This window comes from Klebsiella sp. Q11, from assembly GCF_964241505.1.
Classification (GTDB): domain Bacteria; phylum Pseudomonadota; class Gammaproteobacteria; order Enterobacterales; family Enterobacteriaceae; genus Klebsiella; species Klebsiella michiganensis.
In genome coordinates this window covers 74608-98009 of record NZ_CAXSXW010000022.1, presented here as the reverse complement: position 1 = coordinate 98009, position 23402 = coordinate 74608, and the positions used below count along the sequence as shown (strand labels likewise).

General features: G+C 56.4%; 22 protein-coding genes. 5 read left to right on the top strand and 17 right to left on the bottom strand.

Going from position 1 to position 23402, the window contains the following annotated elements; genetic code table 11:
- Positions 1-216: 216 nt before the first annotated feature.
- The 4 genes from hemG to pepQ are packed head-to-tail and all read right to left on the bottom strand — an operon-like array spanning position 217 to position 4200.
- On the bottom strand, positions 217-750 hold the full coding sequence (gene hemG, locus ACESQ2_RS26870; RefSeq protein WP_373171561.1) for a menaquinone-dependent protoporphyrinogen IX dehydrogenase: 534 nt from the start codon (positions 748-750) through the stop codon (positions 217-219).
- 11 nt (positions 751-761) lie between these two features.
- Positions 762-2213: a Trk system potassium transporter TrkH gene (gene trkH / locus ACESQ2_RS26865; protein ID WP_004097624.1), complete on the bottom strand. Its 1452-nt coding sequence runs from the start codon at positions 2211-2213 to the stop codon at positions 762-764.
- Positions 2214-2254: 41 nt separating this feature from the next.
- On the bottom strand, positions 2255-2869 hold the full coding sequence (locus tag ACESQ2_RS26860; protein ID WP_014227487.1) for an IMPACT family protein: 615 nt from the start codon (positions 2867-2869) through the stop codon (positions 2255-2257).
- Entirely contained in the window at positions 2869-4200 is a 1332-nt protein-coding gene (gene pepQ, locus ACESQ2_RS26855) for a Xaa-Pro dipeptidase (protein WP_009652560.1), read from the bottom strand. Before pepQ ends, ACESQ2_RS26860 begins: the two co-directional genes overlap by 1 nt.
- 191 nt (positions 4201-4391) lie before the next feature.
- Between pepQ and fadB the strand changes: the two genes are divergently transcribed.
- From fadB to ACESQ2_RS26840, 3 genes are all read left to right on the top strand, one after another.
- Positions 4392-6581: a fatty acid oxidation complex subunit alpha FadB gene (fadB, locus tag ACESQ2_RS26850; protein WP_345911905.1), complete on the top strand. Its 2190-nt coding sequence runs from the start codon at positions 4392-4394 to the stop codon at positions 6579-6581.
- Positions 6582-6590: 9 nt separating this feature from the next.
- Positions 6591-7754, top strand: a complete 1164-nt coding sequence (gene fadA, locus ACESQ2_RS26845; protein WP_004097616.1) for an acetyl-CoA C-acyltransferase FadA — start codon at positions 6591-6593, stop codon at positions 7752-7754.
- A 240-nt stretch (positions 7755-7994) separates the two neighbouring features.
- Positions 7995-8306, top strand: a complete 312-nt coding sequence (locus ACESQ2_RS26840; protein ID WP_025108389.1) for a hypothetical protein — start codon at positions 7995-7997, stop codon at positions 8304-8306.
- A 44-nt stretch (positions 8307-8350) separates the two neighbouring features.
- Here the strand turns inward: ACESQ2_RS26840 and fre are convergent, their stop codons facing one another.
- Entirely contained in the window at positions 8351-9052 is a 702-nt protein-coding gene (gene fre, locus ACESQ2_RS26835) for an NAD(P)H-flavin reductase (protein ID WP_014227484.1), read from the bottom strand.
- A gap of 54 nt (positions 9053-9106) precedes the next feature.
- Positions 9107-10576 carry a 4-hydroxy-3-polyprenylbenzoate decarboxylase gene (ubiD, locus tag ACESQ2_RS26830; RefSeq protein ID WP_014227483.1) on the bottom strand — a complete coding sequence of 490 codons (1470 nt, stop codon included), beginning with the start codon at positions 10574-10576 and terminating at the stop codon, positions 9107-9109.
- Between the two features lie 177 nt (positions 10577-10753).
- On the opposite strand from ubiD, the gene rfaH reads away from it, so the two are divergent.
- Complete coding sequence (rfaH, locus tag ACESQ2_RS26825; protein ID WP_004097595.1) at positions 10754-11242, top strand: transcription/translation regulatory transformer protein RfaH; 489 nt, start codon at positions 10754-10756, stop codon at positions 11240-11242.
- Positions 11243-11248: 6 nt separating this feature from the next.
- Here the strand turns inward: rfaH and tatD are convergent, their stop codons facing one another.
- From tatD to udp, 9 genes are all read right to left on the bottom strand, one after another.
- A complete protein-coding gene (gene tatD / locus ACESQ2_RS26820; protein WP_162934418.1) occupies positions 11249-12043 on the bottom strand; it encodes a 3'-5' ssDNA/RNA exonuclease TatD in 795 nt (264 codons plus the stop codon).
- A gap of 30 nt (positions 12044-12073) precedes the next feature.
- Positions 12074-12847: a Sec-independent protein translocase subunit TatC gene (gene tatC, locus ACESQ2_RS26815; RefSeq protein ID WP_004097593.1), complete on the bottom strand. Its 774-nt coding sequence runs from the start codon at positions 12845-12847 to the stop codon at positions 12074-12076.
- A 2-nt stretch (positions 12848-12849) separates the two neighbouring features.
- Positions 12850-13389, bottom strand: a complete 540-nt coding sequence (tatB, locus tag ACESQ2_RS26810) for a Sec-independent protein translocase protein TatB (protein WP_014227481.1) — start codon at positions 13387-13389, stop codon at positions 12850-12852.
- Positions 13390-13392: 3 nt separating this feature from the next.
- A complete protein-coding gene (gene tatA, locus ACESQ2_RS26805; protein WP_025108391.1) occupies positions 13393-13647 on the bottom strand; it encodes a Sec-independent protein translocase subunit TatA in 255 nt (84 codons plus the stop codon).
- 77 nt (positions 13648-13724) lie between these two features.
- A complete protein-coding gene (gene ubiB / locus ACESQ2_RS26800; protein ID WP_025108392.1) occupies positions 13725-15365 on the bottom strand; it encodes a ubiquinone biosynthesis regulatory protein kinase UbiB in 1641 nt (546 codons plus the stop codon).
- Positions 15362-15967, bottom strand: a complete 606-nt coding sequence (locus tag ACESQ2_RS26795) for an SCP2 domain-containing protein (protein ID WP_014227479.1) — start codon at positions 15965-15967, stop codon at positions 15362-15364. Before ACESQ2_RS26795 ends, ubiB begins: the two co-directional genes overlap by 4 nt.
- A 13-nt stretch (positions 15968-15980) precedes the next feature.
- Positions 15981-16736 (bottom strand): bifunctional demethylmenaquinone methyltransferase/2-methoxy-6-polyprenyl-1,4-benzoquinol methylase UbiE, encoded by a 756-nt coding sequence (gene ubiE, locus ACESQ2_RS26790; RefSeq protein ID WP_004097585.1) that lies wholly within the window; start codon positions 16734-16736, stop codon positions 15981-15983.
- A 70-nt stretch (positions 16737-16806) separates the two neighbouring features.
- Positions 16807-18255: a DNA recombination protein RmuC gene (rmuC, locus tag ACESQ2_RS26785; RefSeq protein ID WP_046878124.1), complete on the bottom strand. Its 1449-nt coding sequence runs from the start codon at positions 18253-18255 to the stop codon at positions 16807-16809.
- A 138-nt stretch (positions 18256-18393) separates the two neighbouring features.
- Positions 18394-19155 carry a uridine phosphorylase gene (gene udp, locus ACESQ2_RS26780; RefSeq protein WP_004097583.1) on the bottom strand — a complete coding sequence of 254 codons (762 nt, stop codon included), beginning with the start codon at positions 19153-19155 and terminating at the stop codon, positions 18394-18396.
- A 267-nt stretch (positions 19156-19422) separates the two neighbouring features.
- On the opposite strand from udp, the gene ACESQ2_RS26775 reads away from it, so the two are divergent.
- Entirely contained in the window at positions 19423-20235 is an 813-nt protein-coding gene (locus tag ACESQ2_RS26775) for a dienelactone hydrolase family protein (RefSeq protein ID WP_004097582.1), read from the top strand.
- A 3-nt stretch (positions 20236-20238) separates the two neighbouring features.
- On the opposite strand, the gene ACESQ2_RS26770 is transcribed toward ACESQ2_RS26775, so the two are convergent.
- On the bottom strand, positions 20239-20928 hold the full coding sequence (locus tag ACESQ2_RS26770) for a transporter substrate-binding domain-containing protein (RefSeq protein ID WP_025108394.1): 690 nt from the start codon (positions 20926-20928) through the stop codon (positions 20239-20241).
- A gap of 206 nt (positions 20929-21134) precedes the next feature.
- Complete coding sequence (gene metE, locus ACESQ2_RS26765) at positions 21135-23396, bottom strand: 5-methyltetrahydropteroyltriglutamate--homocysteine S-methyltransferase (protein WP_009651709.1); 2262 nt, start codon at positions 23394-23396, stop codon at positions 21135-21137.
- Positions 23397-23402 lie beyond the last annotated feature (6 nt).

Below are 23402 nucleotides of genomic sequence, written 5' to 3'. Positions count from 1 at the left end.
GTCCCGTATAATACGTTTTCCTCATTCAGAGTCAAGCGATTATTTTCGCTTTTCTCTGCCGGTATTCATCGCTGAATCCCGCTGACCCGGCGGGCTGTAAGCCGTTGTTCCGTGTCAGTGGGAGCGCATTATAGGGAGTAATTCCGAAGTGACAAGGGGAAATTTCAAAAAACTTTTCGTTCGCTCAACTTTCCATCACCAGGGTGATTTAACGCGCTATTTGCTGGTCATTTGCGCAATTTCCCGCGCAAATCTGCCCACCTGCTGCCAGTCGGTATACACCACTTCTTTAGTGACATCCGTTTCGCCGCCGGTCATCTTCATAATAAGGCGAATCATAAACCGATCGTACCAACGATAGCGTGGATAGCGGAGCGCGCCGGCAAACACCGCGCAGTGCTGCGGCTGCCACGGCGAGTTAAGCAGAAACTTGCGGGTGTAGCTGTTGGTCTGCGGCGTTCGTTTTTCTGGCTTACGCGCGACGAGGTTGACCGAGAAAAAGGCGCCCGGTAGCGCCTGCAGCGGCTGAAGATGCGTTTTTACAAACCGTTCTAAGGCGGGATGAAAATGACCATAGCGGATTGATGCGCCGATGACGACACGATCGTATAAGGGCCACTCCACTTCATTGGTGCGGTTGAGATCGATCGTGTCCGCATCAATCCCCTGCTCTTTTAATTCAGATGCCAGATAGGAGGCGATTTCACGCGTCTGTCCGTCGCGGGTAGAAAAGAGAATCAAAGTTTTCACAGGCACTCCTGTTATTCGCGCCAGAAAGTCGGAGTAAATAGCACCAGCAAGGTGAACACTTCCAGACGACCAAACAGCATATTAGCAATCAAGATCCATTTTGCGACAGGGTTCATCGTCGCAAAGTTATCCGCCACCACGCCCAGCCCAGGGCCAAGGTTATTCAGCGTCGCAACGACCGAAGCAAAGGCCGAGAAATCATCCACGCCGGTGGCGATAATCGCCAGCATACTAATGATAAACACCAGCGCATAGGCGGAGAAGAATCCCCAGACGGCTTCCAGGATACGTTCCGGCAGCGCGCGGTTCCCCAGTTTAATACTATATACCGCGTTAGGATGTACCAGCCGTTTAAGCTCACGGTTACCCTGCTTGAAAAGCAGAAGAATACGGATAACCTTCAAACCACCGCCAGTCGACCCGGCACAGCCGCCGATAAAAGCCGAACAGAGGAGGAGGACCGGTAAAAATAGCGGCCAGCGCGCAATGCTGTCGGTCGTGAAGCCCGCCGTTGTCGCCATCGACACAACCTGAAAGAACGCCTGATTCACCGTCATGAGTGCCGAACTGTAGACGTCATGCAGCCACAGCACCAGGGTACATACCACCACCAGCGTGAGCTGCACGCCGATGAACATGCGGAATTCGGGATCGCGCCAGTACACTTTCAGGCTGCGCCCGCTGAGTAATGAAAAGTGCAGGCCGTAGTTACAGCCCGATATCAGCAAGAAAATAGCAATAATGGAGTTAATCGTTGGGCTATTAAAGTAGCCCACGCTGGCGTCATGGGTGGAGAATCCGCCAATCGCAATCGTCGAGAAACTGTGCCCGATGGCGTCGAACGCCGGCATGCCGGCAAACCACAGCGCCAGCGCACAGGCCACCGTCAGTAAGACATAGATAAGCCACAGCGTTTTCGCCGTCTCAGCAATGCGCGGCCGCATCTTGTTATCTTTCAGCGGCCCGGGCATTTCCGCCCGATACAGCTGCATCCCCCCGACGCCCAGTATCGGCAGTATCGCTACCGCCAGCACGATGATCCCCATCCCGCCAAACCATTGCAGCATCTGACGATAGAAAAGAATGGCGTGGGGTAACGAATCTAACCCAACCAGCGTGGTTGCCCCGGTCGTTGTCAGACCCGAGAAGGATTCAAAGAAGGCATCCGTAATGCTCAGGTTGGGCTGTTCAGAGAAGATAAAGGGCAGCGAACCGACGCTTCCGAGCACCGTCCAGAACAGCACGACGATGAGAAACCCTTCGCGGGATTTCAGTTCACCCTTCTCACGACGGTTGGGCCACCACAGCAGCGAACCGATCGCCAGGGCAACAAAAAAGGTCTGGGTAAACGCCCGTCCCGCACCATCGCGATATATCAGGGCTATTAATCCCGGGAGGATCATTGTCCCCGAAAACAAAATGACCAGCAGTCCAACGATTCGGGTTATCGCGCGAAAATGCATCTCTGGCGCTTCCTTTGATATGCAAAAAAATCAGGTGGGGATTATTCGTCAATCTTCAGTAATTGCAACGAACCGCGACTAAAATCAGCCAGTTTTGCTGAAAATAGCGCCACTTCAGCCTGAGGAAGCGCCACGCGCAGCTGAACAGACGCTTGATATTCGCTTTCGACAATTTTCCCTGAGAACTGAGCCAACAGCGTTTCAATCCCGGCCAACTGCCCGTATTCACACTGCAAAGTATACGCGGTCAGCGGCGTCTTGCGCTGTGTTGTCAGCAGCGCAAGCGCCTGGTGCACACCGCCGCCGTACGCTTTGACCAGGCCGCCGGTGCCCAGCAGAATACCACCGTAGTAGCGCACGACGACAGCGGTTATCTCGCCGACGCCGCTACCCATCAGCTGCGCCAGCATCGGTTTACCCGCCGTCCCCGCCGGTTCGCCATCGTCGGAAAACCCCAGCTGCTGCGAGTCATTCGGAGGCCCGGCGACCCACGCCACGCAGTGGTGACGGGCATCCGGGTGATCCGCCCTGACTGACTCGACAAACGCCTTTGCTGCCGCTACGCCGTCGGTGTGCGCCAACAGCGTGATAAAGCGGCTCTTTTTGATCTCTTCCACAAAGGTGGCCGGCGCGGCCGGTATCAACCAGCTTTCCATTACGCCAGTTTCAGATCGCGCGTCATGTTTTCAATACTGTTTTCGTGGATCACGACGTTGTCTTCAATACGAATACCGCCAAACGGTTTCAGCGCTTCAATTTTCTGCCAGTTGAAGTGTTTGCTGAACTGCCCTTCGCGCCACGGCGCCAGCAGCGATTCAATAAAGTAGATGCCCGGTTCAATCGTCAATACCATCCGCGGCTGCAGTACGCGCGTGCAGCGCAGGTAAGGATATTTTGCCGGCGCGGCCAGATGGGTACCCGAATCATCCTGCATAAAACCCGCGACATCATGAACCTGGAGACCTAAAGGATGACCAATGCCGTGTGGCATAAACGGTCCGGTCAGGTCGTTTTCCACCATCGCTTCTTCGCTCATATCTTTGACTATCTGATGTTTGCGCAGCAGTTTGGCAATACGCTGATGGAACTGGACATGATAATCCACGTAGCTCACGCCCGCCTTCATGGTGCTAATCAGCGCCAGCTGTTCCTCATTAACGTCTTTAATCAGTTGAGCATAGTCACTATCGCCATGCGCCGCCCAGGTACGCGTCAGATCCGCCGCATAGCCGTTATATTCCGCGCCCGCATCCAGCAGGAAGCTGCGCAATTCCGCCGGCGCGCGATGATCCAGCTTCGTATAATGCAGCACGGAGGCATGTTCGTTCAGCGCCACAATGTTGCTGTACGGTACATCGGTGTCGCGATGGCCGGTCGCGGTCAGATAGGCCTGGTTGATATCAAACTCGCTCATCCCGGAGAGGAACGCTTCATGAGCGGCCTGATGACCGTTAACCGCTGACTTCTGCGCTTCGCGCATGCAGGCCAGCTCATAGTCAGTTTTATAAGAACGATAGTAGTGCAGATAATCGATCGCCCCTTTCGGGTTGATTTTATCCGCCGCGATATCTAACCCCAACGCACGTTCTGGCACCGGCCCGATATAGGCAATATTGCCGCGCGCGGCAGGCAGCTGGCTACCGATACCATCCGCTTTCGGCAGGGCAATCACATCCACCTCTTCGGTCCAGAATGAGGTCGGCAGCGGTTCCACGTTATGCCAGTAGTCGACCGGCAGATAGAACCACAGTTTGGGTTTATTGACGCCGTCCACCAGCAGCCAGCAGTTAGGGACCTGCGTAACCGGCACCCAGGCTTTGAACTGGGGATTGACCTTGAACGGATACGGATGATCGTCAAGGAAGACGTTGACCAGTTCACCGGAGTGGATCAGCAGGGCATCCAGCTTAAAGCGGGCCAGAACATCGCGGGTGCGTTCTTGTAAGGTAACGATATGATTTTTATAGAGACCGGCAAGGGATTCCATCATTTATCCTTTGATTTTATGAGATCGTGATGCTTCGCATCTTAGCACAATGACCTCAAACGGGGTGATCTCTACCGGGTGTGATCCGACCAGCATTTATTTAAAGTCTTATTTGCAATTTCTTAACATAAAATCCACACTCCGTCTCATCTGGTATGACCAGATCATATTGCTGGATTCAGGAGACTGACATGCTCTACAAAGGCGACACCCTGTACCTCGACTGGCGGGAAGACGGCATTGCCGAACTGGTATTTGATGCCCCCGGCTCGGTCAACAAGCTCGATACCGCAACCGTAGCCAGCCTCGGTGAAGCGCTGGACGTACTCGAAAAACAAAAAGATCTGCAAGGGCTGCTGCTACGCTCCGAGAAAGCCGCTTTTATTGTCGGCGCGGATATCACCGAATTTCTTTCTCTGTTCCTGGTTCCCGAAGAACAGCTCAGCCAGTGGCTGCATTTCGCTAATAGCGTATTTAATCGCCTGGAAGATTTGCCGGTTCCGACCATCTCCGCCGTCAACGGCTATGCGTTGGGCGGCGGCTGCGAATGCGTGCTGGCGACCGATTATCGCCTGGCGACGCCGGATCTGCGCATTGGTCTGCCGGAAACGAAGCTGGGCATCATGCCGGGCTTTGGCGGCTCGGTGCGGATGCCGCGGATGCTTGGCGCGGACAGCGCGCTGGAAATCATTGCCGCCGGCAAAGACGTTGGCGCCGAACAGGCCTTAAAAATCGGCCTCGTCGATGGCGTGGTTAAGCATGAAAAACTGATCGATGGCGCGGTCGCGATTCTGCGTCAGGCTATTAAAGGCGACCTGGACTGGAAGGCGAAGCGCCAGCCGAAGCTGGAGCCGCTGCATCTGAGTAAAATTGAAGCCGCGATGAGTTTTACCATCGCCAAAGGCATGGTGGCGCAAACCGCCGGGAAGCACTACCCGGCCCCGATTACCGCCGTTAAAACCATCGAAGCCGCCGCCCGCTTTGGCCGCGAAGAAGCGCTGGATCTGGAAAATAAAAGTTTCGTTCCGCTGGCGCATACCAACGAGGCGCGTGCGCTGGTAGGTATCTTCCTTAACGATCAGTACGTCAAAGCAAAAGCGAAGAAGCTGACGAAAGATATCGACACGCCAAAACACGCGGCCGTGCTGGGCGCGGGAATTATGGGCGGCGGCATTGCATACCAGTCAGCCTGGAAAGGCGTGCCGGTCGTCATGAAAGATATCAACGACAAATCGCTGACGCTGGGCATGACCGAAGCGGCCAAGCTGCTGAATAAACAGCTTGAGCGCGGCAAAATCGACGGTCTTAAGATGGCTGGCGTCATTTCTACTATTCAGCCAACCCTGGATTACGCCGGCTTTGAACGCGTGGACGTCGTGGTCGAAGCCGTTGTTGAGAATCCGAAAGTGAAAAAAGCGGTGCTGGCGGAAACGGAAGACAAAGTCCGCCCGGATACCGTGCTGGCTTCGAATACCTCCACCATTCCCATCAGCGAGTTGGCCAGCGTACTGAAGCGCCCGGAAAACTTCTGCGGTATGCACTTCTTTAACCCGGTGCACCGGATGCCGCTGGTCGAGATCGTTCGCGGCGAGAAAAGCTCGGACGAAACCATTGCGAAAGTGGTCGCCTGGGCCAGCAAAATGGGCAAAACGCCGATTGTGGTCAACGACTGCCCCGGTTTCTTTGTTAACCGCGTGCTGTTCCCCTACTTCGCCGGTTTCAGCCAGCTGCTGAGCGACGGCGCGGACTTCCGCAAAGTCGATAAAGTGATGGAGAAGCAGTTTGGCTGGCCGATGGGCCCGGCCTATCTGCTGGACGTCGTTGGCATTGATACCGCGCATCACGCGCAGGCGGTCATGGCGGCGGGCTTCCCGCAGCGGATGCAGAAAGATTATCGCGATGCGATCGATGCGCTGTTCGACGCTAACCGTTTCGGCCAGAAAAATGGCCTCGGCTTCTGGCGCTACAAAGAAGACAGTAAAGGTAAGCCGAAGAAGGAAGAGGATGCCGCAGTCGATAGCCTGCTGGCGGAAGTCAGCCAGCCGAAGCGTGATTTCAGCGATGAAGAGATTATCGCCCGCATGATGATCCCCATGGTCAACGAAGTGGTGCGCTGTCTCGAAGAGGGCATTATCGCCACCCCGGCAGAAGCCGATATGGCGCTGGTTTATGGCCTGGGCTTCCCTCCGTTCCACGGCGGCGCGTTCCGCTGGCTGGATACGCTCGGTAGCGCAAAATATCTCGATATGGCCCAGCAGTATCAGCATCTCGGCCCGCTATACGACGTGCCGGAAGGATTGCGCAGCAAAGCGCGTCATAACGAACCGTACTATCCACCGGTTGAGCCTGCCCGTGCGCCAGGCGACCTGAAAAAGGCTTAAGGAGTCACAATGGAACAGGTTGTCATTGTCGATGCAGTTCGTACCCCGATGGGCCGTTCAAAGGGCGGCGCCTTTCGCCACGTGCGCGCAGAAGATCTCTCCGCGCACCTGATGCGTAGCCTGCTTTCTCGCAACCCATCCCTTGAAGCCAGCACGATTGACGATATTTACTGGGGCTGCGTTCAGCAGACTCTGGAACAGGGCTTCAATATTGCCCGCAACGCGGCGCTGCTGGCGGAAATCCCGCATTCGGTACCCGCCACCACGGTCAATCGGCTGTGCGGTTCTTCCATGCAGGCGCTTCACGACGCGGCACGCATGATCATGACCGGCGACGCCAGCGTATGCCTGATTGGCGGCGTAGAGCATATGGGCCACGTCCCGATGAGCCACGGCGTAGATTTCCATCCGGGCCTGAGCCGTAACGTCGCCAAAGCCGCCGGAATGATGGGGCTGACGGCAGAAATGCTGGCGCGCCTGCACGGCATCAGCCGCGAGATGCAGGACCAGTTTGCGGCTCGCTCCCACGCCCGCGCCTGGGCCGCGACGCAATCCGGCGCATTCAAAGCGGAAATTGTCCCGACCGGCGGTCACGACGCCGACGGCGTGCTGAAGTCTTACAGCTACGACGAAGTGATTCGCCCGGAGACAACGGTTGAAGCGCTGGCCGCGCTTAGACCCGCTTTCGATCCGGTAACCGGAACCGTGACGGCGGGAACCTCATCCGCCCTCTCCGATGGCGCCGCAGCCATGCTGTTAATGAGCGAAAGCCGCGCCCGCGAACTGGGCCTGAAGCCCCGCGCTCGCGTGCGTTCGATGGCTGTCGTCGGCTGCGACCCGTCAATAATGGGTTATGGTCCGGTTCCCGCGTCAAAACTGGCGCTGAAAAAAGCCGGGCTCTCCACCAGCGATATCGATGTGTTCGAAATGAACGAAGCTTTTGCCGCGCAGATCCTGCCGTGCATTAAAGATCTGGGACTGATGGAACAGATCGACGAGAAGATCAACCTCAACGGCGGCGCGATCGCCCTGGGTCATCCGCTCGGCTGTTCCGGCGCGCGCATTAGCACCACATTGATCAATCAGATGGAGCGCAAAGACGCGCAGTTCGGCCTGGCGACGATGTGTATTGGTTTAGGTCAGGGTATCGCGACGGTATTCGAGCGGGTTTAATCAAAGAGTCATCTCAAAGCCATTGGTGCCAGAACAAGGCGGCAAGTGAATGAATCCCGATGAGCTTACATATAGTAAGTGATTCGGGTGAATGAATGCAGCCAACGCAGTTATGGTGACAATGGCGAAGAGAGAGGGTTTAGTTGCCGTTCTTCCCGCCTGTCAGGGGCGGGTTTTTTATTTCCGCTATTCGGTTATTATCACCGGATACGTCACGCTCATTAAGGATAATGAAGAGTCATGAAAATAATCCCCATCATTTTTTTGCTAACGACGTTCCCTGCCGCAGCGCTCGCCAGCGAACAGGATAACGCTCAGGCCTGCCTCTCATGGGGGATCGGTAAAATGGCGCAGGATCCGCAAAGCGAGCGGTTCAAGGATCTGACCGTCACCGATATCACTACCGAACGCTATGATGAGAAGATAGGCAGCCAGCATATCGCGACGCAGCTAGCCGCCACGCTGGAAAAAGAAGGGAACCCGGTAGGGAAAATGCTCTGTTTGCTGGAAAACGAGCGACCGCTGTACGTTTACTTCAGCGATGCCCGGTAACAACAGCATCCGGGCCAAAAGCCCGGATGCCGGCAGAGCGGCTATCAGATAAACGCAAAGGCATCGCCAAACAGGCGATCTTCGCGCGCGCCGCGCTCGTTGCAGAACAGGTCGCGGGCAATTTTCGCCATCTCGAAGCGGCCAGCGATATAGATATCATGCTCGCCCAGCGTACCGTAATCCTGCAGAACCGCCGTGAGTACGGTTCCGGTACGGCCACGCCACTCGGCGTCAGGCTGCTCAACAACAGGTTCGACGCGCAGGCCCGGATGCTGCAGGCTTAACGCTTCGAGCTCGGCCAGGTCATAGAGATGTTTCGCTTCGCGCCCGCCCCAGTAGATGGCGATATCGCGATTCGGATTGCGCGCCAGCGCGGTGAGCAGAATCGAACGCACGTAAGAGAAGCCCGTTCCCCCGGCGATTAAAATCAGCGGGCGTTCTTCGTCATCGCGCAGCCAGGCTTCGCCATGCGGCATATCGACCTCGATTTGACGCTCTTTCAGGATCCGATCCATCACTGCCATCGCATACAGATTAAGTTCAGATGCACCGATATGCAGCTCGATAAACTCCTGTTCCGACGGCGTGGAGGCCATCGAGAATGGGCGCTTATCGCGTTCGTCCATCACGACCATCAGATACTGACCGGCACGGAAGGAAAACGCCGCTTCCGGCACTAATCGAACGCGATACACAGTATCGGTAATCGCCTCCACTGAGGTCACTTTACAGCTTAAGGTTGTCATGCGTCCCCTCTGTCGGGTCTATTGTGCAAAACAGCGGCGTAGCCCCGCTTACTGTTATTTGAAGATAGCCAGTTCATCCCAGATGGCGTCGACGCGCGCCGTCACCTCAGGATCTTTCTTGATCGGACGACCCCACTCGCGCTGGGTCTCTCCAGGCCATTTATTTGTGGCATCCAGCCCCATTTTTGAACCCAAACCGGAAACCGGTGAGGCAAAATCCAGATAATCAATTGGCGTATTTTCTACCAGTACCGTATCACGCGCCGGGTCCATACGGGTAGTAATCGCCCAAATCACATCATTCCAGTCGCGCGCGTTGACATCGTCATCGCAGACAATAACGAACTTGGTATACATGAACTGGCGGAGGAACGACCAGACGCCCATCATGACGCGTTTCGCGTGACCGGCGTACTGCTTCTTCATCGTGACGACCGCCAGGCGATAGGAACAGCCTTCAGGCGGCAAATAGAAATCCACGATTTCAGGAAACTGCTTTTGCAGAATGGGGACGAACACTTCGTTCAGCGCAACGCCCAGTACCGCCGGCTCATCCGGCGGACGCCCGGTATAGGTCGAGTGATAGATGGCATCTTCACGCTGAGTAATGTGGGTAACGGTAAAGACCGGGAAGTTATCCACTTCATTGTAGTAGCCAGTATGGTCGCCATAGGGGCCTTCCGGCGCCATTTCTCCGGCTTCAATATACCCTTCCAGCACGATCTCCGCGCTGGCGGGCACCTCAAGATCGTTAGAGATGCACTTCACGACTTCGGTTTTGGTGCCGCGCAGTAGTCCGGCAAAAGCGTATTCGGAAAGAGTATCCGGAACCGGAGTCACCGCCCCGAGAATGGTTGCCGGATCGGCACCCAGCGCGACGGAGACCGGGAAACGCTCGCCAGGACGCGCCGCGCACCACTCCTGGAAGTCCAGCGCGCCGCCGCGATGCGATAGCCAGCGCATAATCAGCTTGTTCTTGCCAATCAGCTGCTGGCGATAAATGCCCAGATTCTGCCGCTCTTTATGCGGGCCGCGGGTCACCGTCAGACCCCAGGTGATCAGCGGCGCGGCATCTTCCGGCCAGCAGGTCATGATCGGGATACGGGTCAAATCAACTTCATCACCCTGAATGATTTTTTGCTGGCACGGAGCTCCGCGCAGACGCTTAGTCGGCATATTCAGCACCTGTTTGAACTGCGGCAGCTTATCAAACAGATCGCGGAAACCTTTTGGGGGTTCCGGCTCTTTCAGGAATGCCAGAAGCTTACCCACTTCCCGCAGAGAACTGACATCCTCCTGCCCCATCCCCAGCGCGACTCGCCGCGGCGTGCCGAAAAGATTACACAGCACCGGCATGGCGTAGCCCTTGGGATTTTCGAATAGCAGCGCCGGACCGCCAGCTCGCAAAGTGCGGTCGGCAATTTCGGTGATTTCCAGGTGAGGATCGACCGGCAGGGAGATCCGTTTCAATTCCCCCTGCTGCTCCAGTAATGTCAGAAATTCGCGTAGATCGTGGTATTTCATGGAGTTGTTATTGACCTCTATACAGGCGGGTGATTATACGGCGTTCGCCGGAGCTATGCTGTATTTTTGTTAAATTAGCGTGAAAGAACGCTGAAATTTAGTTTTCACCCGCAATGATTTCGCGATCGTACCGGGCTTTTGTTATGCTTGCAGCTAGTAGCATTGGAAAGAGTCATTATGCAAGCCTGGTACTTACTTTATTGCAAACGTGGGCAGCTTGAACGAGCCCAGGAACACCTTGAACGGCAGGCCGTTAATTGCCTGATGCCAACGATCGAGCTGGAAAAAATCGTCCGCGGTAAACGCACGACGGTCAGCGAGCCCCTGTTCCCAAATTATCTGTTTATCGAGTTCGACCCGGAAGTGATTCATACCACTACCATCAGCGCCACGCGCGGTGTGAACAGTTTTGTGCGTTTCGGCGCGCTGCCCGCTATCGTGCCATCTGCCGTCATTCATCAGCTTTCCATCTACAAACCGGAAGGTATCACCGATCCTGAAACGCCGCACGAAGGCGACAGCGTGCTGATTACCGATGGCGCTTTTGAGGGTCTGCAGGCTATTTTTACCGAACCGGACGGCGAAGCCCGCTCGATGCTGCTGCTGAATCTGCTTAACAAGCAGGTGCTCCAGAGCGTTAAAAATACTGACTTTTATAAAATCTGACGGCGCTTAAAAACCCACGCCAAAAAGTCTTCTGACGTTAGCATCAGTCACATCTTCCAGCCATTGCGCCTCCTCCCCACGCCATTGCGCGATGCGGGTCAGAATATGCGGCAGGTAGGCGGGCTCATTGCGGCGAGAAGCGGGTTTTGGCAGCATATCTCGCGGCAACAGGTACGGCGCATCGGTCTCAATCAGCAGGCGCTCTGCCGGAATATCGACCAGCAGCTCTCGCAGCTCCAGCCCCCGACGCTCATCGCATACCCAGCCGGTGATACCAATAAATAAACCGTGCTCCACGCATTCGCGCATCTCTTCGCGGCTACCGGTAAAACAATGCACAACGGCCCCCGGGAGCTTATCAAGCCAGGGCACCAGCAGGGCCAGGAAGCGCTCGTGCGCATCGCGGCAGTGCAGAAATACCGGCATCGACAGCTCCGCGGCCAGCGCCAGCTGAGCGCTAAACGCCGCTTCTTGCTCCTGAGGCGTCGAAAAATTGCGGTTGAAATCCAGCCCGCACTCACCCACCGCAACGACTTCCGGCTCGCGAGCCAGCGCATAGACCGCTGCCGCCGCCGAGTCCGTCCAGCTGCGACTGTCGTGGGGATGAACGCCGGCCGTTGACCAGCACCCGGAATAACGGCGCGCCAGCTGCTGAGCCTGCGCGCTTTCATGCAGGTTGGTTCCCGTCAATAGCATCCCGCTGACGCCCGCCGCCCGGGCCCGGGAAACCACCTCGTCGCGATCGCGGGAAAACTGCGAACTGGTCAGATTTACGCCGATATCAAACATCATCGCTCCCATACGGCAACCGCCCTGGCGGGCGGTTGAACGTTATTCTTCTTTGCCCTGCGCCTCTTCGGCAGCGGCATCCTCATCACGCGTCAGGCGTTTACCGGTGTAGAACCGCGCGAAGAAGACCCCGACCTCAAACAGACAGTACATCGGAATCGCCAGCAGGGTTTGCGAGAACACGTCCGGCGGGGTCAGCAGCATCCCGACAACGAATGCGCCAACCAGTACGTAGGGGCGTTTCTTACGCAGGTCGTCCGGCGTGGTGACGCCCATCCAGCACAGCAGGACTATGGCCACCGGAACCTCGAATGAGACGCCAAAGGCGATAAACAGCGCCATCACAAAGTCGAGGTAGCTACGAATATCGGTAGAGACCTGTACGCCTTCCGGCGCCGCGTGGGTCAGAAAACCAAACGCCAGCGGGAAAACGACGAAGTAGGCAAAGGCCATGCCGATATAGAACAGCAGCGTACTGGAGACCAGCAGCGGCATAACCAGCCGACGTTCATGCTTATACAGCGCTGGCGCCACAAAGGCCCAGACCTGATACAAAATGACCGGGACCGACAAAATTATCGATACCATAAAGGTCAGCTTGATCGGCGTGAAGAAAGGCGAGGCCACATCCGTGGCGATCATGGTCGCACCGACCGGCATCTGCCGAATCAGCGGCGCGGAAACCAGCTGATAGATATCGTTGGCGAAATAGACTAACGCCAGGAAAATCACCAGAATCGCAAGAATGCTGTTGATCAAGCGCTTGCGCAGCTCAATCAGATGCGTAATTAGCGGTTGAGTATCGTCTACGCCCATTTTTACTGTTTATCACTCGGTACAGGGGAGGAGGAATCGGAAGCCGACACGGCAGCTTTCACTTTCGCTGCCGGGATTTCACTCTGCGAAGCGGGGAGTTCTTCAGACACGGAGTCAGGCGCATGCTCTGGCGCACTGGCCTGATGTTCAGCCGTCGCTGGCGTCACGTCCTTGCGCTGCTCTTCACTCCCTTTTACGACCGGGTTGTGAATGGTATTGGCTTCATCGCTGGCTTTTTCAGGATCGTGGGCGGAGTAGGATCGCTTCATAGATTCAGCCGCTTCACGCAGTTCATCCATTGAAGCTTTTAGCTCGGGCGTCAGGTTGTCCAGGCTGGCCTTTTCCACCTTTTTAAGGCTTTCCTGAAACTCCTGCAGTTTTAATTCCTGGGTAATTTCATTTTGTACGGTAGCCGCAAGCGACCGCAGCGTGCGGATCCAGCTCACCACCGTCTTTACCGCTACCGGTAGTCGCTGTGGCCCCAGAACGATGAGGCCAATCACGAATACCAGCAGCAGCTCACTAAAACCGATATCGAACACGAATTACACCTGCTCTTTGTCGTGGCGTTTAGTCTCGTCTTTCTTTGCATCATCCGGCTTATCAGCAAGGGTCTTCGCCGCGAAATCTGCATCCGGCGCGGAGGATTTTTCCGGTTTCTCTTCGTCGCTCATGGCCTTTTTAAAGCCTTTGATCGACGCCCCTAAATCTGAACCGAGCGAGCTCAGCTTTTTTGTCCCAAAAAGCAGAACCACGATGACGACAACAATGAGTAACTGCCAAATACTGATACCACCCATACACATTCCCCTATGACAGATGATGAATTATTAGGACGCATTATACACATTATGCGCAGTGATAAAGGCGGCCGCCGTCAGTTCGTCTTTCGCCAGCCGATAAGCCAGGTTACGACCCCAGCGGCCATCAGCCAGCCTGGCATCATGCCCCACTCGGGACGATGAATGAATAGCAGCGTACCACTCAGTAATAAAACCGCGCCTATACCGAACAAATAGCGGGACTGACCCTGGCGCACGTGCCGCACCTGGATGTCGCGCACGATGGTATCGACGCTATTCTGCAGCTGCTTGCTTTGCTGCAGGCTCTGGTAAACCAGCTCCGGTATTTCCGGCATTCTTTCGATCCAGAACGGCGCTTTTTCTTTAAACGCCCGCACCAGAGCCGGAATGCCCACCTGATCTTTGATCCACGATTCAAGGAACGGTTTCGCCGTTTTCCACAAGTCTAACTGAGGATAGAGCTGGCGACCTACACCTTCTACGTAAAGTAATGTCTTCTGCAGCAGAACCAGCTGCGGCTGCACTTCCATATTGAAACGTCGCGCCGTATTAAACAGGTTCAACAACACGTGGCCAAACGAGATTTCCGCCAGCGGTTTTTCAAAGATAGGCTCGCAGACGGTACGAATAGCAAACTCGAACTCTTCGACGTTGGTATCCGCGGGAACCCAGCCGGAATCAACGTGCAGCTCCGCAACTTTGCGATAATCGCGGTTGAAGAAGGCAATGAAGTTCTCCGCCAGATAGCGCTTATCCTCTTTGTTCAGCGAACCGACAATACCGCAGTCAATACCAATGTACTGCGGATCTTCCGGATGATGACGACTGACAAAAATATTGCCCGGATGCATGTCGGCATGGAAGAAGCTGTCGCGGAAAACCTGCGTAAAGAAGACCTGCACGCCACGCTCGGCCAGCAGCTTCATGTTAGTCCCCTGCGCTTCCAGCGCGGCGACGTCGGACACCGGGATCCCGTAAATCCGCTCCATCACCATCATGCCTTCGCTACAGTAGTCCGAATAAACTTCCGGGACATAAAGCATTGGGCTCTCGTCGAAGTTGCGGCGAAGCTGGATAGCGTTAGCCGATTCACGCAGCAGGTTGAGCTCATCCAGCAGCGTTTTTTCATATTCGCGAACCACTTCCTGCGGGCGAAGGCGACGGCCGTCCGGTAACAGACGCGGCACCCAGCGGGCAAGACGGTAGATAAGCTTCATATCCGCTTTGATAACCGGCACGATATCCGGGCGGATCACCTTAATGACCACCTCTTTACCGTTCTCTTTCAGACGCGCGGTATGCACCTGGGCAATAGAAGCGGAAGCGAGCGGTTCAACAGAGAAGTCATCAAACCAGGCTTCTACCGGCAGGCCGCCCATGGCTTGCTCAATCTGCTTTTTGGCCTGCAGACCGTCAAAGGGCGCGACGCGATCCTGCAGCATGGCCAGCTGATCGGCAATGTGCGGCGGAAACAGGTCGCGACGGGTCGAGAGCATCTGACCAAACTTGATCCACACCGGCCCCAGCTCTTGTAATGCGAGGCGCAGTCGCTCGCCAAGAGGACGATCTTTATGGCGGTTGGGCATCCAGAACAGCATCCGCCGCCAGATTCGCAGCGGCAGCGTGATACGCATTTTGGGAATGAGCTCATCAAGCCCGTAGCTCAAAAAGGTGTGGACGATAAAATACAGGCGCCGTAATTCTCCTGGCGTCATTTGCCCTCCAGCGTGTCCAGCCGTTTTTCCAGCGCGGCCAGGGTTCGTTCTACCGCAGCGGTTTCCTCTGCAAACCAGGCCAGCTCCAGCGGCCCCGGCGCCAGGCGCCACTCTTCGGTAATCGCTTCCGCGACATAGCGCTGCTGGCGTTGAGCGCCATGCAGAAGAAAGCGAGCGCCGCCGCGGAATACTTTACTAAAGCCTTCAGCAACCACATCACCGGTATACGGGGCAAGCAGTTCAGCCGGATCGAACTCTGCCAGATCGCACAGCGTGACGGTATTTTGCACCACCTGCAGGTCGCCCTGCACTTCAAGATCGCCGCTGCGAATCAGCGCGGTAAGCTGCTGGCGATTGCGCAATTGCGGAAGCACGCTAAGGCGGGTACGTACGGTGCAATCAGCCTCACCTTCCCACGCGCCCAGCACGTCCAGCTGACGTTCGCTAAAAACCAGCACCACAGGATCGGAAAGCTCTTGCAGCTCGATGCGCAGCACTTTCCCCAGCAGGCGCTGGCGCGCGGGTTTCAGCGCCCGATCGCGCCAGAGGAAGGTGTTAAGGACCGTCTCAAGACCGGCGGTAACCAGTGGTTTGAAAGGCATAGCGTCCCTCCTGTCAGAACTTATATCCGCGGTGTAGCGCAACGATACCTGCCGTCAGGTTGTAGTAGTCGACGCTTTCAAACCCTGCGTCCTGCATCATGCCTTTCAGCGTGTCCTGATCGGGATGCATTCGAATAGATTCAGCAAGATAACGATAGCTTTCGGCATCTTTAGCAACCAGCTCACCCACGCGCGGCAGGATATGGAAGGAATAGGCGTCGTAGGCTTTACTGAGCGGCTCAATAATCGGTTTTGAGAATTCCAGCACCAGCAGGCGGCCGCCCGGCTTTAATACGCGATACATTGAGCGCAGCGCTTTTTCTTTGTCGGTCACGTTACGCAGACCGAAAGAAATCGTAATGCAATCAAAGGTGTTGTCTGCAAAAGGCAGCGCTTCAGCGTTTGCCTGGACGTATTCCACGTTGCCGACAATACCAATGTTACGCAGCTTTTCGCGGCCCATTTTCAGCATAGAGTCGTTGATGTCCGCCAGCATCACGCGGCCGGTTTCACCCACCAGGCGAGAGAATTTCGCCGTCAGATCGCCGGTACCACCAGCCAGATCCAATACGGTTTGCCCGCGGCGGACGCCGCTGCAGTCGATGGTGAAACGCTTCCACAAACGATGAATACCGAACGACATCAGGTCGTTCATTACGTCATATTTTGCGGCCACAGAATGAAATACATGCGCCACCATGTCAGCTTTCTGCTCTTTGGCGACAGTCTGAAAGCCAAAATGCGTCGTTTCTTGTGAATCCTCAACCATCTCAATGCCTGCTTGCTTATCAAGAAAATGTTCGTTGAGTGTAACAGGTTTAGCGCACTTCCCATACGCTTCAACGTGGCCGGGAGCCGCCCCCAAACATGGCAGTAGCCGTAGGATCGGATGAAATATCGTTATCTTCCGGCGGGTTACCCCCCTGCGCAAGGCGGTATTCTTCATCCTGGGCCGTCGCCTGTTCAACTAACTCAGGATTAATCTCACGCTTAACCTCCACGCCCAGCTCACGGAATGATTCCGCCTGTACCAGCAGGTTACCTCGTCCGGAGGCGAGCTTTTTCATCGCCTGGCGGTAGTTATCCTGAGCTTTATCCAGGCCCTGTCCGATGGCGGACATATCATCGACAAACAGGCGCATCTTGTCATACAGCCGCCCCGCTCTTTCGGCAATTTTCTGCGCGTTACGGCTCTGATGCTCATAGCGCCAGAGATTGGCGATAGTCCGCAGCGCCACCAGCAGCGTGGTTGGACTCACCAGCATGATGTTGTTCTTCAGCGCTTCGCTAATGAGTTCCGGCTGACGATCGATAGCCAGCAGGAAGGCGGGCTCCACCGGGATAAACATCAGAACGTAGTCGAGCGAACGCAGCCCCGGCAGCTGCTGGTAGTCTTTACGCCCCAGCAGGCGCATATGGTTGCGTACCGAAGCGATATGCTCCTGCAGCGCCGCTTCACGGGTGTAATCATCTTCGGCGTTGAAATAGCGCTCATAGGCCACCAGGGTCATCTTGGCATCGATCACCACGTCTTTCCCCTGCGGTAAACGGACAATCACATCGGGCTGCATCCGCGCGCGGTTGTCCGTTTCGATGCTGACCTGGGTCTGATATTCATATCCTTCCCGCAGTCCGGACGCTTCCAGCACGCGGGTCAACACCACCTCGCCCCAGTTGCCCTGGGTTTTGTTATCGCCTTTGAGCGCGCGCGTCAGGTTTAGCGCCTCCTGGGCCATTTGCGCATTCAGCTGCTGAAGATTGCGGATTTCATGGGCCAGAGTATGGCGCTCCCGCGCTTCCTGGCCAAAGCTATCCTGCACCTGCCGACGAAAGCCATCCAGCTGTTCGCGAAGCGGCGTCAGCAGGCCGTGCAGGCTCTGGCGATTCTGCTCATCCACCCGCCGGTTGCTGTGCTCAAAAATGCGATTTGCCAGATTCTCAAACTGTTCGCTAAGACGCTGCTCGCTGTTAACCATCTGGCGAATTTTGTCTTCCGCATGCAGCTGAGTGGATTCAAGTCGGGTGGTCACTTCGCGAAGATCGGCTTCCAGCGAGGCGTTGATATCGCGCAGGCTGCGCAGTTCGTTATTGAGCAGTTCACACTCTTCTCGCCAGTGTGACTCCTGCACCAGACGTTGGCGGGCCGCGCTCAGCTCAATATCCAGCTCGCGCCGCTCATCGATAAGATCGGCGCGAATTTGATCGGCGTGCGCTTTGGTCGCCAGCCAGCCGACAATCAGCCCGACGGCCAGCGCCACAACGGCACTAATAATAATTGAGATATCCACAACGCCCCCTGCGGCAACGACTTACGGCACAAAATAGAATTGTGCTGTACAAACGTCCAGTTTGAAAGGGTTTTCCTGCGAGGCGCTACGCAAAAAAGAAGGGCCGGAGAGTCCGACCCCTGGCAGAAGAAAGGGTAACTACAGCAGGCGGCGCGCCGCTTCCACGACAATTTTCACCGCGTGGCTTTCGGTTTGCTTCATAGTTTCAGCGTTCGGAATTTCCTGCTGGGTACGGTTGACGATAACTCCGGCAACCATCCCGGCGCGCAGGCCCTGGCTGGCGCACATCGTCAGCAGCGTGGCGGATTCCATTTCATAGTTCATCACGCCCATCGCCTGCCACTCTTCCATCGAGCCTTTAAAGCGGCTAACAACGCGGCCGGAGAAGGTATCGTAACGTTCCTGGCCCGGATAGAAGGTGTCGGAAGAGGCGGTGACACCGATATGGGTGGTCGCGCCGATAGACTTCGCCGCTTCAACCAGCGCGGTAGTACATTCAAAGTCAGCCACCGCCGGGAACTCCATTGGCGCAAAGTGCAGGCTTGCGCCGTCCAGACGGACGGACGCGGTCGTCACCAGAACGTCGCCGACATTAATATGCGGCTGAATGGCGCCGGTGGTACCGATGCGCAGGAAGGTACGGATGCCCAGCTGGGCCAGCTCTTCCACGGCGATAGAGGTCGATGGGCCGCCGATACCGGTAGAGCAGACAATCACTGCTTTACCATCCAGCTCAGCGCGCCAGGTGGTGAATTCACGGTGAGATGCCAGCTTAACCGGCTTATCCATCAGCGCGGCGATCTTTTCCACACGCTCCGGATCGCCAGGGACGATAGCCAGCGTAGCCCCTTGTAAATCGTTTTTGGTGAGGCCGAGATGAAAAACATCAGACTTGGACATAAAAAACTCCTCTGTGGGTCGAATTATCAGCAGAAGCAAAACGGTACTTTACAGAAGCTGTCGGCTCAATTTTGTGACCACAATCACCATGAATGAAATTCATTGCAATAACTTTCCATAAAAGAGTGATATACATCACATTAACAAGCTAAATCGTAGAAGCCTGAACAAAAGATAGCCTGTTTCGGGCACTGTGTTTGATTAACGTCCTGTCCAGAGCAGCTATAGTTATTGATGCGCTAATAAATTGAGGGTACGGAGAATACCATGACGACAATTAAGCAAACCGGCTTTGCACCTGCAGCCACGCCGCACGCCTCAACTGCCGTTCACACATCAGATGAGAACATCGTCTCCGGGGAGACATCCATCCCTTCACAGGGAGATAACATGCCGGCGTTCCATGCTCGCCCGCGCGGCGTCGACGGTCCGCTGCCGGTCGTTATCGTGGTCCAGGAAATTTTCGGCGTGCATGAACATATCCGCGATATCTGCCGCCGTCTGGCAAAGGAGGGGTATCTGGCTATCGCACCGGAGCTCTATTTCCGCCAGGGCGATCCTAATGATTACAGCGACATCCCTTCTCTGTTCCAGGGACTGGTCAAAAAGGTGCCGGATTCTCAGGTGCTGGCCGACCTCGATCACGTGGCCAGCTGGGCCTACCGCCACGGCGGCGATGCTCATCGCTTGCTGATTACCGGCTTCTGCTGGGGCGGGCGTATTACCTGGCTGTACGCTGCGCATAATCCGCAGTTAAAAGCCGCCGTCGCATGGTACGGCAAGCTGGTCGGCGAGAAAACGCTGAATTCGCCGAAGCATCCGGTCGATATTGCCGTCGATCTTAACGCGCCGGTGTTAGGGCTTTATGGCGCGAAAGATGACAGCATCCCGCAGGACACGGTGGAAACGATGCGTCAGGCGCTGCGGGCGGCCAACGCCACGGCGGAAATCGTGGTTTACCCGCACGCCGACCACGCTTTTAATGCCGACTATCGCGCCAGCTATCATGAAGAGTCGGCAAAAGACGGCTGGCAGCGGATGCTGGCCTGGTTTGCGCAGTATGGCGGTAAGCGCGGTTAACGATCAGCTATTGCCGATATGGCGGCTCACCATCCCGGCAATAGTACCGTCCGCTATCCAGGAAGAGAGGCGGCGGCAAATAAATTCATAGTGCTGCGTCGCATTGCGCGGTACGCATATCGCCTGGTGTATCTGGCTAAAGCTGTCGGGCAGAACGCGAAACTGCGGATTCTCCTGCGCGGCTTTCTCCAGAGGCTGGCGAATACCGGCCACCCAATCGCCTTCGCCGTTGATAAACGCCTGAATAGCCTCCTGTGAGGTGGCGTACTGGCGCATCGTCGCATGCTGCAGCGTGCGAATCAGATACAGCTCGTAGGCCGCGCCTTTGCCCACGTTAATTACCACGCCTGCGCGGTCCATCTCCTGAACCGATTGAATCTGGCTCTCTTTTTTCACCATCAGCGAGCTTTCGATAGTGACGTAGGATGGCGTAAAGCGAAGCTTATCTTCCCGCGCCGGGTCGATAGCCAGAAAGGCGATATCCCATTGATCCTGCAGCGCCGCGTCAACTACCTGCCCGGCCGTCGGCCAGGTCACAAACCGCGCTTCGCGCTGGCTCTCTGCAGCCAGTTTCTTTGCCAGCTCGACGGTAATCCCCCCCGGAGACCCATCCGGCAGCAGTGTCGTAAGCACCGGATTACCCAGATTAATGGCAAAACGCAAATACCCTTTTTGATCGTGGTGTTCAATCATCTTTCACCTCAGGAGAGTTATCACAGCTTCGGTTCAGGGAACGCTTAACTGTAGTCAAAGACATCCGTCCTGAGCAACAGCCGGGAGCGGGTGGACGTTGTCCAGACGCTGCCGCCTCACGCCGAACAGTTCTTCACATTCGGTTTTGCCAGCGAAGAGAAGAAACCAAAAAAGGAGGCCGGGGCCTCCCACAAGTGTGATTTATATTACGCCTGGCGCAGGTTTTGCGCGGCCTTGACCATGTTGGCCAGCGCGGCGCGCGTTTCCGTCCAGCCGCGGGTTTTCAGGCCGCAGTCCGGGTTCACCCACAGGCGCTCTGCCGGGATACGCTGCGCGGCTTTTTCCAGCAGCGCTTCAATCCACTCCACGCTCGGCACGTTCGGGGAGTGAATGTCGTACACGCCCGGCCCGATTTCATTCGGGTAGTCGAACGCTTCGAACGACTCCAGCAGCTCCATATCAGAGCGCGAGGTTTCGATGGTAATCACGTCCGCATCCAGCGCGGCGATGGAATCCATGATGTCGTTGAACTCGCAATAGCACATATGGGTGTGGATCTGCGTGTCGTCTTTCGCCACCGCGGCATTGATACGGAAAGCTTCCACCCCCCATGCCAGATACGCATCCCAGTCGCTACGCTTCAGCGGCAGGCCTTCCCGCAGGGCCGGTTCGTCGATCTGGATGATACCGATACCGGCGGCTTCCAGATCCGCCACTTCATCGCGCAGCGCGAGGGCTATCTGTTTCGCAATCGTTTCACGGCTGACGTCCTCACGCGGGAAGGACCAGCAAAGAATGGTCACCGGGCCGGTCAGCATGCCTTTTACCGGTTTGTCGGTCAGGGACTGAGCGTATTTTGCCCACTCGACGGTGATCGCCTCCGGGCGGCTGATATCGCCGATGACCACCGGCGGTTTGACGCAGCGGGAGCCGTAGCTCTGTACCCAGCCGTTCTGCGTGAAAATAAAGCCGTCCAGGTGTTCGCCGAAGTATTCCACCATATCGTTACGCTCGGCTTCACCGTGTACCAGCACGTCCAGCCCCAGTCGCTCCTGCTCAACGATCGCCTGCTTAATGTGTTCGGCGATGCCGGTGCGGTAGCGGTTAGCGTCGAGATTGCCCTTTTTGAAGTCCAGACGCAGGCCGCGGATCTCGGTGGTCTGGGGGAAGGAGCCGATGGTGGTGGTTGGCCAGGCCGGCAGCTTAAAGCGGGCGCGCTGCGCTTCGGCGCGAACTTCGTAGACGCTTTGACGCTGGCTGTCCTGAGCGGTAATGGCCGCCAGACGCTTCTCTACCGCAGCGTTGTGCACGCGGGTTGACTGGCGACGTGCCTGGATCGGCGCGCTCCAGTCAGCAATCGCCGCGGTGTCGCCGCTGTTCAGCGCATCGCGCAGCAGCGCCAGCTCCCGGCATTTTTGCAGGGCGAAGGCAAACCAGCTCTTCACTTCGGCATCGAGCCGCGTTTCCACGTTCAGATCGATCGGGCTGTGCAGCAGGGAGCAGGAAGAGGCTACCCACAGTTCACGTTTGCCGACGATATCTTTAACCTGCGCGTATTTCTCGCTCAGATCGGCGCGCCAGACGTTGCGGCCGTTGATCAGCCCCGCGGAGAGCAGCCAGTCGGCAGGCAGGCGCTTATGCAGTTCGGCGACATCATCCTGGCCGTGGACCAGATCCACATGCAGGCCCTGTACCGGCAGTGCGGTGATGGTGTCGAGGTTATCGGTAATGCCTTCAAAGTAGGTAGTCAGCAGCAGCTTAAGCTGACCGCTAAGGGCCGCGTAAGCCGGTTTGAAGGCGTCCAGCCACGCCTGCGGCAGCTCGAGCACCAGCGCCGGTTCATCAATCTGCACCCACTCAACGCCGCGTTTTGCCAGTTCAGTCAGCACCTGCTGGTAAACCGGCAGAATATCGTTCAGCAGGCTCAGGCGGTCGAACGGCTCGCCTTTCACCTTACCGAGCCACAGGTAGGTGACCGGCCCCAGCAGAACAGGCTTCACCTTGTGGCCCAGCGCCAGCGCTTCGTCCACCTCATCCAGCAGCTGGGTCCAGCTCAGTTTGAACCGCTGGCCCTTCACAAATTCCGGCACTATGTAGTGGTAGTTAGTGTTAAACCATTTGGTCATTTCCGCCGCCGCGGCCGGTTCGCCGGTCGGCGCGCGGCCGCGGCCTATGCGAAAAAGGGTATCGATATCAACGGAGCCGTCTTTGTTCTGATGACGAGCCGGCACGTTGCCAAGCCACAGGCTGGTGGTCAGAACATGGTCGTACCAGGCGAAATCGCCCACCGGTAGCAGGTCAATGCCCGCCTGCTTCTGCTGTTCCCAGTGGCGAGCGCGCAGTTCGCGGCCAACGGCCAGCAATTCTTCGCGGCTGGTATTGCCCGCCCAGTAGCTTTCTTGCGCTTTCTTCAGCTCGCGGCGCAGGCCAACGCGAGGGAAACCGAGGGTGTGGTTAATAATTGTCATTTTTTG